Source organism: Roseivirga sp., assembly GCF_034669765.1.
Taxonomy (GTDB): Bacteria; Bacteroidota; Bacteroidia; order Cytophagales; family Cyclobacteriaceae; genus Roseivirga.
Genome location: NZ_JAXMOQ010000002.1, coordinates 139,235 through 155,246, shown reverse-complemented (window position 1 = coordinate 155,246; position 16,012 = coordinate 139,235). Strand labels below are relative to the sequence as shown.

10 protein-coding genes are annotated in these 16,012 nt (G+C 42.3%); 7 read left to right on the top strand and 3 right to left on the bottom strand.

Annotation, left to right across the window (positions count from 1 at the left end; all coding sequences use genetic code 11):
* Window positions 1–120: 120 nt before the first annotated feature.
* From VOI17_RS03680 to VOI17_RS03660, 5 genes are all read left to right on the top strand, one after another.
* A complete protein-coding gene (locus VOI17_RS03680; RefSeq protein ID WP_323755890.1) occupies window positions 121–2,721 on the top strand; it encodes a VPS10 domain-containing protein in 2,601 nt (866 codons plus the stop codon).
* Between the two features lie 103 nt (window positions 2,722–2,824).
* Window positions 2,825–6,007 (top strand): glycosyl hydrolase, encoded by a 3,183-nt coding sequence (locus VOI17_RS03675; RefSeq protein WP_323755889.1) that lies wholly within the window; start codon window positions 2,825–2,827, stop codon window positions 6,005–6,007.
* 637 nt (window positions 6,008–6,644) lie between these two features.
* Window positions 6,645–7,670, top strand: a complete 1,026-nt coding sequence (locus VOI17_RS03670; RefSeq protein ID WP_323755888.1) for a hypothetical protein — start codon at window positions 6,645–6,647, stop codon at window positions 7,668–7,670.
* 99 nt (window positions 7,671–7,769) lie between these two features.
* Window positions 7,770–8,621 (top strand): DUF5694 domain-containing protein, encoded by an 852-nt coding sequence (locus VOI17_RS03665; RefSeq protein WP_323755887.1) that lies wholly within the window; start codon window positions 7,770–7,772, stop codon window positions 8,619–8,621.
* A gap of 57 nt (window positions 8,622–8,678) precedes the next feature.
* Window positions 8,679–9,776 carry an MBL fold metallo-hydrolase gene (locus tag VOI17_RS03660; protein ID WP_323755886.1) on the top strand — a complete coding sequence of 366 codons (1,098 nt, stop codon included), beginning with the start codon at window positions 8,679–8,681 and terminating at the stop codon, window positions 9,774–9,776.
* Here the strand turns inward: VOI17_RS03660 and VOI17_RS03655 are convergent.
* Window positions 9,773–12,034: an alpha/beta hydrolase family protein gene (locus tag VOI17_RS03655; RefSeq protein WP_323755885.1), complete on the bottom strand. Its 2,262-nt coding sequence runs from the start codon at window positions 12,032–12,034 to the stop codon at window positions 9,773–9,775. The genes VOI17_RS03660 and VOI17_RS03655 overlap by 4 nt on opposite strands.
* Window positions 12,035–12,332: 298 nt before the next feature.
* On the opposite strand from VOI17_RS03655, the gene VOI17_RS03650 reads away from it, so the two are divergent.
* Window positions 12,333–13,826 (top strand): BCCT family transporter, encoded by a 1,494-nt coding sequence (locus VOI17_RS03650; protein ID WP_323755884.1) that lies wholly within the window; start codon window positions 12,333–12,335, stop codon window positions 13,824–13,826.
* Window positions 13,827–13,938: 112 nt separating this feature from the next.
* Window positions 13,939–14,814, top strand: a complete 876-nt coding sequence (locus VOI17_RS03645) for a DUF2279 domain-containing protein (protein ID WP_323755883.1) — start codon at window positions 13,939–13,941, stop codon at window positions 14,812–14,814.
* Here VOI17_RS03645 and VOI17_RS03640 read toward each other — a convergent pair.
* Window positions 14,774–15,649, bottom strand: coding sequence for a hypothetical protein (locus VOI17_RS03640; protein WP_323755882.1), 876 nt, complete (start codon window positions 15,647–15,649; stop codon window positions 14,774–14,776). The genes VOI17_RS03645 and VOI17_RS03640 overlap by 41 nt on opposite strands.
* 2 nt (window positions 15,650–15,651) lie before the next feature.
* Window positions 15,652–16,011: a GntR family transcriptional regulator gene (locus VOI17_RS03635; RefSeq protein WP_323755881.1), complete on the bottom strand. Its 360-nt coding sequence runs from the start codon at window positions 16,009–16,011 to the stop codon at window positions 15,652–15,654.
* Between the last annotated feature and the right edge of the window lies 1 nt (window position 16,012).

Sequence of the window (16,012 nt, the reverse complement as noted above, 5' to 3'; positions counted from 1 at the left end):
CCTGAACGAAGTGAAGGATCTTATTGAAACATAAAGATAAAAAATTCATTTCACCATCGGTCAATCTTTAATGCAAGCTGAATTATGTTTTGTGTATTTTGAGGCATACAAAAGTTCGATATGAAAAGACTTTACGCTATCGCAGCTTCAATTGCGCTGCATTTTTTTTTGCTTTTACCATTAAGCGCACAGCAAAGCCAAAACCCCTTAATGGATTCATTCAAGGATTATCAAAACATGAAAGCCAACACGGAACTTGGTCTAGAATGGATTCAAATCGGTCCAACGATTAACTCAGCAAGAGCAGATGCCATTCAGGTTGACCCTGCAAATCCGGGGACGATGTATGTGGCTTTTGGTTCTGGAAATCTTTGGAAATCTATCAACAACGGATTGACTTGGAAACCCATTTTTGAAAATCAAGCCGCTTTAGGAATTGGAGATGTAGCCCTCGCTCCTTCCAACCCAAATATCCTCTATTTAGGCACTGGAGAAAGCCTCAAAAAACCTAGAAACTTCACCATGCCGGGCACAGGCGTTTATCGGTCTGATGATGCTGGAGAAACCTGGAAACACCTTGGCCTCACCAACTCGTGGCACATTGGAGAAATCGCTATTCACCCTACTAATCCAGATATCGCATTGGTTGCAGTGTTGGGTAAATTCTGGTCTGACAATGCTGAAAGAGGAATTTATAGAACGGAAGACGGTGGAAAAACATGGGAACATGTACTTTATGTCAATGACCAGACTGGAGGAAATGACATTGTAATTTCACCTTCAAACCCGAACATCATGTACGCTTCCATGTGGCAACACAGTCCAGAAGTAAATGGATTAGGCAGCGGAGTGTATAAAAGTGAAGATGCTGGAAAAACATGGAAAAAGGCAACCAACGGAATGATTCAAGATGCCAATGTGGGGCGAATTGGCTTGGCCGTTTCATACACCAATCCCGATAAGGTTTACGCCTTAATGGACCATAGAAATAGAGCCGAGAGTGAAGGTGCTGGCAAGTTCTTTCAAAGTATAGATGGTGGCAAAAACTGGAAAATGACACATGAAAAGGGACTTCCTTTCTTCTCCACCATCGGCTGGTATTTTGCGGACATGTATGTAAATCCACAAAATGATGATGAAATTTACGGCCTCGGGCCAAGAGTGGCTCACAGTACCAATGGAGGTAAAAGTTTCGATTATGTGGGTGGCGATGTCTATCACCTCTTTCCTAGCGCAGCCGATCCTTTGCACCTCGATCATTGCGAAATGTGGATCAACCCGACCAACCCGAACCATATGGCTTTGGTGAATGATGGTGGCCTATACACCACCTATGACAAGGGCAAAAACTGGCTTCATCACAACAATATTCCGGCAGGAGAATTCTACGACATTTCATTAGACGAACAAGAGCCTTATATGATTTATGGCGGTGTGCAAGACGATGCCAGCGTTTACGGGCCGTCATCGGAATATGACCCACGCTATTATAAAGACTGGAAATACATTTGGGTAGATGCTTGGAGTGGTGGCGATGGCTGTGTCACTTGTGTAGATCCAACCGACCCCAATACGGTCTATTTCAGCATGCAAAATGGAGCCGCCAGAAGGAAGGACATGGCAGCTGGAACTTCAGTTTCCATCAGACCACGACTCCCCAGAGAACATTCAGGAAATCTTGAATTCAACTTTGTAGCACCCTATTTCATTTCTCCACATGATAATAAAACGCTTTACCATGCTGGAAACTTCGTTTTTAAAAGTATTGACAGGGGAGACAGCTGGGAAGTAATAAGTGGAGATTTAGGGGTTTCGGCTGATGCACAAAAGAAGTCTGTAGCTGCAGGTGCTTTAGTGGAATCGAAATTTAAGAAAGGACTCTTGTACATGGGCACCGACAAAGGTGCTTTTTGGGTGAGTAAAGATGACGGCAAAAATTGGGAGGAACATTCCATGGGTTTACCCAATAATTACATCCGCAGCATTATGCCTTCGCAGTTCAAAGCCTCTAGGGTTTACGTGGCGCTTACAGGCTTGAATTATGACGATTTGAACACTTACCTCTATGTTTCGGAAGATTATGGTGCCAACTGGAAACCGATCATGAGCAACCTACCCAATGAAATTACCAATGTAATTTTAGAAGACCCCATCAATGAAAACATTCTTTATGCTGGCCTTTATCGTGGTGTGTACATTTCAACTGACAGGGGTAATTCATGGTCCATTTTAGGCAAAAATCTACCAGCAGTAGCGGTGGGCGATTTAGAAATCAATAGAAAAAGCATGGATTTGGTGGTGGCTACGCATGGCCGTGGATTGTATAAGGTAAACTTAAAACCTGTGCATGAAATGCCTAAAAACAACCAATCAGCCTTTCTTTTTGACTTACCCCCTTTTAAAAGACCTGCTTATGGTGATACACATCGAAACCCTGATTATGAAACACTCACCAGAACCGCAATCAGTTATTATTTACCTGCTGCGGCAAAAGTTAGTTTGATGATTAAGGATGGAAAAGAGGAAATTATCTGGACGAAAGAGCTTACTGGCGAAAAAGGAATTAATCAGTATCGCTGGGATTTGATTCTTAAATCTGTAGAAAGCGATCAACCCTATTTTGTCAATTTTGACCAGTTTATCCCTCGAGGAAAATATACGCTCCTATTCACCGTAAATGGAAAAACAATCGAACAAGGTTTCGAAGTCAACAATAAATAATTTAATATAAATGAATCCGAACCCCATATTTCACCACAAATAAATTTCAGGCAGTTCATCCTGATATTATTTTCTATCTTTTGCTGAAGAAACAACCATAACTATGCGTACCAACAAACTCATTCTTTTAGCCTTACTTTTTATCGCTCCACTGTTCATTTCGGCTCAAACCAGCCTCGATGACCAATTCGGATCACAACGCTTTCGTTTTATTGGCCCAGAAGGCAACCGAGCCATTGCCATTGCTGGCGAACCGGGCAATCCCATGGTCAATTACATTGGTGCAGCTTCTGGCGGACTATGGAAAACTGAAAACGGAGGTCTTAACTGGCGTCCTATCTTCGATAATCAAGACATTTCCTCTATTGGCTCCGTTGCCTTAGCTCCTACCGATCCTAAGCAAGTTTGGGTAGGAACGGGTGAAACCTTCGTTATTCGTCCAGCTCACGCCATGGGCAACGGTATTTACTTTTCGCCAGACGCTGGCAGAACTTGGGAGCACAAAGGCTTAGAAAAAACCGGTCGTATTGGTCGAGTAATTGTTCACCCCACCAATCCAAAGATAATTTATGCCGCTTCTTTAGGCCATACTTATGGTCCGCAGCAAGAACGAGGTATTTACCGCAGTAATAATAGTGGTGATACTTGGGAGCGTGTACTTTTTGTTGACGAAAACACAGGAGCTTCGGACCTGGCCATTGATCCTAAAAACCCGAACATTCTCTATGCCGCCATGTGGTCAGTGCACATCAATTCGTGGGGCTTGAACAGCGGTGGTAACGGTGGTGGAATTTACCGTTCTATGGATGGTGGCGACACTTGGGAGCCAATGAATTTGAAAGGTCTTCCTGGAGGAGAAAAAAGACCTGTGGGAAAAACCGCAGTGGCTGTTTCTTATAGCAATCCAAATGTGGTGTATGCCCTATTTGAAATCAACAGTCCAGAGCTTTGGAGATCGGATAACAAAGGCGAAACATGGACTTTGATGAGTCAGGACCATGATTGGAACGAGCGTGCGCCTTATTATACCAGAATTGCAGTGGGCACAGGAAACCCAGATGAAGTTTACTCGCTGAGTGTACGTTTTGTGCAATCGCTAGATGGCGGTAAAACCAGAGTAAGAAGGCCTCCGAGCGGTGGTGGTGATAATCACGACATGTGGATTGACCCGACCAACCCAGATAGAATGATGGTAGCCCATGATGGAGGCGCAAGTATCACTTTAGATCATGGCCGTTCATTCCAGCGTGTGGTTTTACCAATCGCTCAGATGTATCACGTATCTGTGGATGACCAAGTTCCATATAATGTATTCGGAAATCGTCAGGATGGCTGGTCTTATATGGGACCAAGCAATTCGCTTCAAGGCTACATTCCATTGGGTTTATGGAAAGGCGTTGGAGGTTGCGAAAGTGGCTTCGCGAAACCAGATCCGAATGACAATAATATTGTTTGGTCGGGTTGTTATGACGGTGGTTTGGAAAGACATGATTTACGTACTGGCTATTCCAGAGAAGTGCGCGTTTGGCCAGAAGCAGGTTATGGCTGGGCACCAAAAGACATGAAATACCGCTGGCATTGGAACTTCCCATTGAGTTTTTCAACCCATGTAAAAAGTAGAGTGTATGTCGGAAGTCAGTTTGTACACCAATCTGACGATGGCGGACAAAGTTGGCAAATCATTAGTCCGGATTTGACATTGAATGATAAAAGCCACCAAGAAAGTTCTGGTGGCGTGGCCATTGACAACTTGATGACATTTGATGGAGCTACCCTTTTCGCCATTGAAGAATCGCCTTTAGAAGCGGGTTTAATCTGGGTAGGAACGAATGACGGCCAAGTGCAACTGACCCGTGATGCTGGAAAAAACTGGACGAACTTAACGGCCAATATCAAAGGCTTGCCAGCTTGGGGCACCATTGCCAATATTCAGCCTTCTAAATACAACGCAGCTACGGCTTACATTTCGGTTGACCTTCACCAAATGGGTGATTTCGATCCATACATTTATAAAACAGCCGATTACGGTAAGACTTGGACGAAAATTTCGGATGGAATTCCAAAGTCGGAATCAAGTTTTGTGCATGTAGTGAAGGAAGACCCTAAACGTGAAGGAATGCTTTACGCGGGCATCGATAAGGGAATTTACATCAGCCATAACGATGGAAAGACTTGGGCACGATTGAGAAACAACCTACCTCCTGCCCCAGTGTATTGGATGGAAGTGCAAGAGCGTTTTGACGATTTGGTGGTAGGCACTTACGGTCGGGGGTATTACATTTTAGACGACCTTGGCGCTATCCGTAACGCAGACAAACTGGGCAGCGAACCTCAAGTTTTTGAAATGCGCGACACTTACCGTTTCAATTCAAGAGAAAGTATTAAAACCGATGGGCCAAGCAATAATTCGGGGCAAAACCCACCTAATGGCGCCATCATCAATTACTATTTACCGCAGAAACATGATGGTCAACTGCTATTGGAAATTCAGTCAATGAATGGAGATGTGATCCGCACCATGGAACCGTCTAAAAATGCAGGTGTAAACCGAACGGTATGGAACCTCAGGTACGAATCTACATACCGTCCACAACTGAGAACACAGCCTCCTGGCCGTCCTTGGGTGCAATTGAATGGTGAAGGCTGGCGTCCGCTGACTACTTGGGATTTAGACTTGAATGCTGGTCAGTTGGGGCCAAGGGTAGTGCCAGGCAAATACAGAGCGGTGCTTAAAATGATGGACAACAACGATAACCTGCAAAAGGAGATCGTCCAAGAATTCAATGTGCTGAAAGACCCATTCTCTGAAGGTACCATAGCCGATATTCAAGCGCAAGTGGACTTTTCTTTACAACTGCGCGATGCCATGAACATTGCAGTGAGCAGTATTAATGCGGTGGAAGTTTTGCGTAGCGAATTGGAGGCCATTATTGCCGAAGAAAGCGATAAGAAAATCCAGAAAGAGGCCATTCGTCTGAAAGCTATTGCTGAAGAGATCGCGAGCAAACTTTACGACATCCATTTGACAGGAGCACGTGAAGATGCCTTCCGTTCTCCGATGAAACTTTACGGTAGATTAAGTGCTCTGGCCAGCGATATTAACGGCAGCGGTATCGATTTCAAACCTACTAATCAGCAAGGAGAAGTTTCTGAAATCTTGAATGAACGCCTGCAAAACGCTGTTAAGCAATTCGAGCAAATCAAGGAAAACGATATCGAGGAATTCAACAAAGCCCTTGAGAAGAAAAATAGAACTTTGACGATTGAGAAGACTGGGGGGAGGTAGTTATCAGTTATCAGTTATCAGTTATCAGTTATCAGTTATCAGGAAACGGGCTTTCTTAAAAGCTTGTTTCTTGGTGGATGATAAAACCAATTCCTGAGATAGGCTTGGTTCTCACCATCAGAGTATCTAAATCTTTAACTTTAGTCATAGAAAATCACCGTCATGCTGAGTGTTGAGCCCTTGCTCCTTTTGAGAAACTTAGATAAAGTAATTTAGGCGAAACCGAAAGCATCCGTCAGTGCTTGACTTCTGAGGCCTTGAACTGACTCTCCGAGGTGTCGGAGTTTTCATTTGAGCCATAATGCACTGTATATATTTCTTTGTGCTACAAACCGCCCCGCTGGGGCTTTCCTTTTCCTCAAGCATTCAGCTTGGCCTAGCCCTGAAAGGGCGCAATAACATAACGAAGGGTGAAACCTACATCTTAATCATAGTCCTGTAGGGACGAGACAAATCCTTTATAGAGTGTTTTGCCCTTACGGGACAAAACAAAGCATAGTTAGATTAGGCCGAAATCTCCGAGACCTCGGATAATCCAACACCAAAACCGCCATAACCTTCTGACGCCTAGATTTATTTATCAACGGTCTAATCTATATTTTCAATAACTTTGCCTTGAAAATCACATATACAGTCAATGAAAAATCAATTCATTAGCATCCCGAAAGTCTATCTTTACGCACTATTCATTTGTCTACTCGCCTCATGTAAGGATGCGAAAAACACTGATCCCATTGATCTCTCAGGGAAAATAGTCATTCCAGCGACTACTCAAGACACTGTACTTTTTGTCACCTCAGTGGATAATTTCTCTTTGCCTGTTTTTATTTCTTTTCCTTCATCATCGTCTAATTCATTGCCTGCAACTGTGGTTTTACATGGCTCGGGTGGAAATTGGAAAGACAGCGACCAAAACAATGATGGCACTGCCGATACCGTCACTGAATGGGAGTTATCGAGCCAGAATAAGGAATGGAAAAACATCTTTGATCAAGAAGGAATTGTTTCAGCCTTCCCCGGCAGCTACTATGGCAGAGGTACTGTTGAGAATGAAGGGGATTGGAAAAACCCTCCATTACAATTTGGTATTAGTGCCACATTTATCAGGAATTATGACGCTTATAGCACCCTTGAATTACTTAGAAAACTGGTGCGAGAAGACGGTACCCCAATCGTAACTTCGGACAAGGTAGCGCTTTTGGGTTTTTCCCATGGAGCAACAGCCGTACAGAGTACTTTATTTAACACAAATGCAATACCAAACGGCCATGAATGGTCTCAATCTTATAGTGGAACAACTTACACCACAGAAATAAAGGCTCCAGCATCTCTACCCACAGATGGTGGTTTTATCGCTGGAGTGATGTATTATCCTGGTTCATTTCACAACAGTTACTATGGTAACCCTTGTAGCGGAACGAGCTTTTTCCAAACCTATACTGACTTTATCATCCATCTTCCTTCCGATGATTCGCTTACGCCAAACTCCAATTGTATGGTAGAAACCGTGGGAAATAATGGAGGCGGAACATCCACTGTGTACAATTACGAAAACGTAGATCATGGTTTTGACAGAAAAGTAAGCGGTGCAGATGGTGCTGCCAGCACTTTAGCTCTGCAGCGATCAATTGACTTTTTGAAAACCAAATTGGAGATCAATTAACCACTGCGCGACCAACTTTATTCATTCCATATCATTGGTTCATGAAGGAATTTCAAGATCTTCCGCGCAAAATTGAACTAGATCAAATCTTAGCATTTTATGCGTAAAGCAACTACCCTATTATTGTCGCTGCTATTTATAGCCCTATTAGGTTGCGACCAAAAGAAAATCCTTGAAACACGGACTGAGGCAACACAAGAGACATTAGGTAAAATCAAAGTACTGAATGTGGCCACCTTTCATTTTGGCTATACCTCAGATGCCAACAAGGTAGATTTTGATGAAGATGACCGTAAAATACAGGAGGAAATTCGTGCCCTTTCCAAAATGCTGTCCGAGTTTAAACCCACCATTATTTGTATCGAAAATCATCCTCAATACGATAAAGAAATCAATCAGGCTTATCAGGAATACCTAAAAGATCCATCCCAATTGAACACCAATTATGGAGAAAAAAGCATGGTGGCTTTTGATGTAGCTAGACTCAATAATGTGGCTCAGTTATATGGAATCGACAGTTACATGGATTATAACTACTTGATCGGAGAGCAAATCGTCAATACCATCGATTCGGCCACCTACAGAGATTACATGAACAACCCGTTCAAAGATTCACCCGAGTTGGCTGAGCTTGATAAAAACTTTGATCACCTATCGCTTTTAGAAAAGCTGAGGTTTTATAACCATCCAAAAACCCTCGATTTCAATATCAACATCAATGCGGATAATCTGCTGTATGTTGGCACTGAAGATGGCTTTGAAGGTGCAGATGAAGCCGCTAAATTCTATCAAAGAAATTTAAGGATCTACTCGAACCTCAACCGAATCCCATTGGTTAAAGATGACCGAGTGTTCATCCTTATGGGTGCGGCTCATGCATCATTTTTAAGGGAATTACTGGAAAGAAGCCCTAAATTCGAAATGGCTAATACACTTGATTATTTAAAATAACCATTGAATTCAGTGTTTAGGAAACCCTTACGTACTCTTTTCAGTTAGCGTTAGCTTATGCTCCTACTCGTTATTCTTGCTACCCTAATTATTGCCTTTCTGCTCTTTCTCAATTTCAACCCACAATTTGGAGGCAAGATTACTCAAGCACATAAGGCTCGTTATGCCCAATCCAAGCAATGGGATGGTAAGAAATTCGTAAACGAAACCCTTACCGAAATGGACATGAGCTTCAGTTCCATGATTGGTTTAATGAAGGAGCAGTTTACGGACAGTCATTTGCGTAAGCCAAAACAGCCCATTCCCGTCATACCATTCGACAATTCTAAATGGAAAAGCGATCCAGAAAAGCCAAAATTTGTTTGGTATGGGCATTCAGTAGTGTTACTGCAATTAGATGGAAAGAATATCCTTATCGATCCTATGCTTGGGCCTGACACTTCGCCCATAGCGCCTTTCAAAACCAAACGGTTTAGCGAAAACACTTTAGCCATCATTGACCAATTACCACAACTAGACGCAATACTGCTAACCCACGACCATTACGATCACCTTGATTTGGCAAGTATCAAGAAGCTCAAGTCTAAAGTAAACACTTGGTTTGTGGCTTTGGGTGTGGCACGACATTTAGAGGCTTGGGGCGTTTCAAGCAATCAAATCACTGAATTCGACTGGTGGGACCATATTGAGTTCAAAGGAATTTCCTTGACCTTCACTCCTTCCCGTCACTTCTCTGGTCGTGGCCTAACCGATCGAGCTAAATCACTTTGGGGAGGCTGGGTTTTTAAAACATCCAAAAATTCCATTTACTGGACAGGCGATAGCGGTGAAAGCGATCACTTTAAAACTGTAGGTGATAAATTAGGGCCTTTTGATTGGTCTTTTGTGGAATGCGGCCAATACAACGAGCGCTGGCATGCCATACATATGTTCCCTGAAGAAGCGGTTCAGGCGGCACTAGATTCAAAATCTAACATCATGATGCCTGTCCATTGGGCAGGTTTTCCGCTGTCTTTACATACTTGGAAAGACCCTATTGAACGTTGCATGGCCGAGGCAAAACGATTGGATCAAAAAAACACTACCCCGCAAATTGGCGAGGTAGTAGTAATGGGTGAAGAGCCTTACGGTCAGTGGTGGAAGTCTCTTGATTAATTCCCCTGCCCTGCTTCTATGGCATCACCTTCTTTCTTTTCTTCTTTTGGATTGAAATGCTTTTCGTAGAAAGCGAAAATCCTATTCCACTGGTCATGATAATCGCTTTCATTACTAGCTCCACCTGCACCATGTCCGCCATTCATATAGTTAACCCAAGTTACATCTTTGCCTAGCCTACGCATGGCGTAATAGAGCTCACGAGTATTAGTGCCTGGCACATTCCAATCGCCCTCGCCAGTAAGCAGTAAATGTGGTGTGGTAATTCTATCTGCATAATACACGGCTGTAGTTTGAAAATACTTTAATGGTTCGTCCCAAAACGATCCACCGATTCTGTCTTGTCCATTTTCAGCAGCAGCATAGTTTCTAGTGCCAATTTTAGGGCTATCACCCAAGAAACTGATGATATTCACCTTACCTGAAATATTGATTGCCGCAGCAAATCTATCGGTTTGAGTGATGAGCAATGAAGCTGCATAACCACCATAACTGGTACCTTGAATACCTACCTTATCATTGTCTACTTTTCCTTCATCGACCAATTTATTAATGGCCGAAGTCACCCCTTTTAGCCAAGCTTCTCCCGGATATCCCTGCTCTAAATCCACAGAAGGTCTTAAACCAAAATAGCCTTGGTTCGCAAGCAAGTTTAGACTGGAACGGTAACCGTTGTCAAAGAAAGTCTCATATACCTCGAGCACTAAAGGGTACTTTTTATTCGGGTCGTAATCCACTGGATAATATAGAATGCCTTGAAGCTCAACACCATCTGCATCTCGGTAGGAGATCAATTCAGTCTTAGTCCATTTTTTATTGGCAACCCAAGGGTTAAGGTTGGTCAATTGCTTTTCTGAATTGAAATCAAGTTTGTTTACATAGACATTAGAAGGATAATCGCCATCAGATTTGCTGTATACCACAGTGTTTCCTTCATCGGCAAAACGCCAACCATTGTATAGATTGCTGTTGCTCATCAAGTTCTCAAACTGTCCGCTATTGATATTATAGCGCTGAATACCACGATTCCATTTGTCTTTTTCGGAATAGCTCACATAGAGGTAATTTCCATCTTCAGACCATTTCACTACGCTTCTATTGGGTGCATTTTTCTTTTCTTCTTTGTCTTCAGGTAATGCATACACCATTTTAAGGTTTTCACCATTATTATCTATTGTCCACCAGCCTTTGCTTGAACTCAGCAAAAGCTTTTCACCTTGTGGATGCCATCGCATTACGGAAAATTTCACCTCTTTCTTCTTCTCTTTATCTTCATAAGCTTTGCCTTTAGTGAGGTTAATCGGATCATTTTTTCCAAACGCTTCAATAGTTTGTAAGTACACGTTGCCAGAATCCGCCCAGACAAACTGACTACCGTCATCATCCCAATTGAAAGACCTGCGCTTTTTTGTGCGCTTATAAAATATCGTTGGATCACTAGTGGAGGATAACGCTTTAAATCCCGCCTGATATTCTGTTCCACCCTCACTTCTATCATAAGTGGTTTTTAATGGGAAACTTTCTGAGTACGTCAGGTACTGTCCTTCAGCATCTACTTTTAGTCCACCGTAGTCAGATTCAGGTAATACATTTTCAACTTTACCCGACTTTAAACTCACTTTTACAATTTCTGTTAGCCCGTTGGTTACATTAATTTTGTCCCACTTCAAAAAAGGTGCATTGCCATCATAAACAACAATCGGTCCTTCGGTGGCTTCCTTGTATTCTGCCATGGCTGTTTCCATCCAACTCTCTTTTCTCATACCAACAATCACCTCATCTCCATTTGGCAACAGTTCCATGCCATTACTCGTGGCCAGCAATCTACTGTCCTTTATTTTTACTTCATTCACTTTCTTGCTCTTCATATCATAGTAAGCAATGGTCATTTTTTCTCCTTTTTGCTGAAAGAAAAGAAGCTTTCCAGCATCATCAGTCCATTGTAAGCCTGTTATCATCACAGGGCTAGTAAACGGCCGGGTTTCAACGCCCGTGTTCGTATCTATAATTACTAATTCGCCTTCACTCGTTCTTAAGTAGCTTGGGTCACGAAATCTAAAATGGTCGGTACCGAACCGACTTCGACCATCAGAAATAGTACCCGCCAGAAATTGACCATTTGGAGAAAGGGTCTGGCTGCCTAACGACTTTACGTTGATGGCATCTTCAATTGTAAAATTGGTTTTTTGGGCGAATAAGCCCGATGATAGTAGAAGGCCTAAGCAAATAAGCGTACTACAGAATAAGTTCTTTTTCATGGCTGAAGGTTTTAAAGCAATAATTTACTCATTAAAACCATAGCCTGCCTGCCAAATACACTAGCGGTAAAGACACTTTAGATGACGCAAAAGGCTTGAATAGTTTATCCGATAAGGCTTAATAATGGAGGGAAGTAAGTGAAAAGACATTCCACGGTAGATTGATAGGTCTCAAAATTATATTAGAGCCTTTTTTCGTAATCCAGTTGATTTAAATCCACTATCTTCAAAACAAAAAACAGTTATCCAAAAGCAAGATTCTACCATAAAATCCCTCTTTAAAAGCTTTAGACATCAGGTGTTTTGGCCACCGTTTATTCTGCTTTTGGTGGCGCTCATATATAGCCTAGTAGATGTGGAGCATTTCCTGGCAACCACCACCAACATCAATAATTTCATTCTCGATAAGTTTGGTTGGCTTTTCAGCTTGGGCACCTTAATGATGCTCCTCACCTGCCTGATAATCTGTTTTCACCCCATTTCAAAAAGAAGAATTGGCGGAGAAGGTGCCAAACCTTTGCTCACCAAATGGCGATGGTTTTCAATCGTCATCTGCACTACCATTGCCACGGGCATTATATTTTGGGGAACAGCTGAACCCATCTTCCATGTAATGTCACCGCCCAGTTTTAGTGGTGTTGAAGCCAATACTCCAGCAGCAGGCAGTTATGCATTGTCTGTAATGTATTTGCACTGGACGTTTACCCCTTATGCCATTTACACCATTCCGGCCATCATGTTCGCGCTGGCTTTTTATAACGAAAAAAGAGCCTTTAGCCTAAAGTCTACCCTCTACCCTTTTATAGGCCCAAACCGGCATAAATGGTTGGGCATTGGTATTGATAGCATTTGCCTGTATGCTTTAGTAGCGGGCATGGCAGCCTCATTGGGCGCTGGAATTCTCACCCTTTCTGGGGGAATTAACAGTCTTTTTGGTTATCAATCCAACACGGTGTTATTCATCATTACCCTGACCATTGTGGCTGCCTTTGTCATTTCTGCCATTACAGGTTTAATGAAGGGCATAAGAGTTTTGTCGGATATTAACATTCGAATCTTTATCATTTTGGCCATTTTCATTTTCGTGTTTGGCCCTACGGGAAGTATATTGGTTCAGAGCATTAAGTCATTGGGGCTGTACTTTCAAAACCTGCCAGAATTCAGCCTTATTTCAGTGCTTCATCCTGATGACCCTTGGCCAAAAAGCTGGACATCATTCAACTGGGCCAACTGGTTGGCTTGGGCACCCATTACCGCGCTCTTTCTTGGGAGATTAAGTTATGGCTATACAGTAAAACAATTCATGATTGTCAACTGGATTTTACCCAGCCTGTTTGGCGTGATTTGGATGTCCATTTTTAGCGGAACAGCCATCGATATGCAAATCAATCAAGGCATCGGCTTGGGTAAGTTATTGGAAACAGCAGGGCCAGAATCCATCATTTATCGGGTGTTTGAAGAATTACCTTGGAGTAATATTGTGGCTTCAGTGTTTCTATTCACGGCATTCCTTTCGTATGTCACCGCAGCAGACTCGAACACCGAAGCCATGGGTGGGATCAGCTCAACGGGTATTTCGCCTGAAACTCCTTCCCCACCAATTTTCATTAAGGTGGTATGGGGATTGACCATTGGAGCCGTGGCCTTTACCATGGTAAGTATGGCTGGAATTGACGGCATAAAAATGCTCTCCAATTTAGGTGGCTTACCTGCTTTACTCCTCATTATCGCAGTAAACCTAGGCCTGTTGAAAGTGCTTTTCTTTTCGAAAAAGAAGAGCGCTAATGCTTAGATTGGAATACCTGAACAAGACCGTTTTCTTTCCCTGACTCCGAGACTTCGGAGAAGGGTCTAAATTTTAAAAATCACTCCAAAAGAATACCTAATCGTTTTACCTTTGCCCCATGCGCTTGACTGCCCTTTTCCTACTTTCATTTCTGCTCACGGCAAAAGCGCACGCTTTCCAAAATGACAGTATCCCAAATAAACGGCTAAACACTATTCTGACGGTAAGTGGAGTTACTTACGGAGCTACATTAATCGGGCTCAGTCAGGTGTGGTATAAAGAGCAAGGCTTGGAAAGATTCAAATTTTTCAATGACAATGCTGAATGGCATCAGGTAGATAAATTTGGGCATTTCTATTCCACCTATCAGTTTTCGCGCATTGGCGATGGACTTTTGCAATGGGCAGGCGTTGAAGAGAAAAAGGCAGCCTTTTGGTCTAGTGTGGCCGGAGCTGGATTACTCATTCCTATCGAAATATTGGACGGGTTTTCACCTGATTTTGGTTTTTCTTATGGCGACATGATTGCCAACACAGCTGGTTCTGCCTTCTTCCTTGGGCAGGATTTACTTTGGAACGAGCAACGCATAAAACCTAAGTTCTCCTTTCACCGAACAGCCTTGGCACAGCAAAGCCGAAATCTTTTAGGCAATGGTTTGGCCGAAGAACTCTTTAAGGATTACAATGGTCAAACCTATTGGTTCAGTATAGATATTCATGCTTTTTCAAAGCAATCTAATTTTCCAAAATGGCTCAACTTGGCCGTTGGTTATGGGGCGGAAGACATGATTCGCGCCAGAGTTGTCCAAAACGACCAAGCTGGTTTTGACAGCTACCGTCAACTTTACTTGGGCATAGATTTAGACCTTTCTTACATTGAAACTGATAAAAAATGGCTCAAAACACTGCTCTTTATCTTAGATGGTTTTCACATTCCTGCCCCCGCATTCGAGTTTAATTCAAAGAAGTCGAAGATGCATTGGTTTGCTTATTGAGTTCAATCAGGTACCTAGAATCCTTTTTACCATAAACCGTTTCAATTGATTTGTTTGGGTAATGAATTACAGCTTCGTCACTAATTTTATATTTAGTTAAAAGGATTTCCTTCTGACGAATTCTCAATGTGGCATTGTCTGAAAGTTCAACATCAGAATTAAGTGGCACCTCCTTTATCCCTTGAGGGAAATTAAGGAACATATATTCTAGACTCACCTGAGAGAAATCCTGCGACCGTACCGTTAGTTGATCAAAAACTAATCGATTAGCACTTGCTGATGATTGATCACTAGTGTTTATTGTAAAACGTCCCAAATTAAAAGACTTCTCATCAGAGTAGTTCTTTTCAGTATACCTCTTTTTAGAATACATTGAAACCGAACTTTTTCCTGAAACCTTCACACTGCTCAAACCAACCAAATTCAACCTGATCGTTCGAATAGATGACGTTATCCTTTTCACTTTCCTAAAGAACAAAGTGTCATTTTTAATCTCAATTCTACTTAGAAGCTCTTTGTCATCGTAAACAGGGTAATACTGTGTCATCAGCATTCCGTTTGAGGCCAATTTGGCCTCAACCTCCTTGATCTTAACTGAATCAGTTGTAAACCAGTGTAGATCATCAAACAACACAGGGTCATCACCAATAAAGGCAGATAGGCGCCAGCCATCTTCTACCACCAAGTGTTTGAAAGGAGTTTCAAAAGAATCATAACGAACTTCATCTTTCGTTCCTCTATTATGATTTGTGGAAAGCATGTAGAAGCACAAGTAAGCAACCGTAATAAAAATAAACCCAAAGAAAATAGTGAGTACCAATTTAGACGCCTTCATAATTATGATTTTCGGTTGTTAAACAATTCAACTATTTCATCAATGGACATGTCCAATACATCCATTTTCTCAAAAATTTGTGGTAAGTCTTGGGTCAAGAATTCAGCTTTCTTCAAGCCCTTGGCCTTAGCATAACCATTTTTTTCTACAAAATACCCAACCCCCCTTTTGTTGTAAATAATTTCTGATTCCTGGAGGTGGGTATAAGAGCGCATTACAGTATTCGGGTTTACCTCCAACTCCACCGCCAAGTCTCGTACAGAAGGAATTCTTTCGTCTTCTTTCCATTGCTTCCTGATAATCATAGAAAGCATAATATCAGCAATTTGAAGGAATATGGATTTGTTATCTTCGAATTCCATC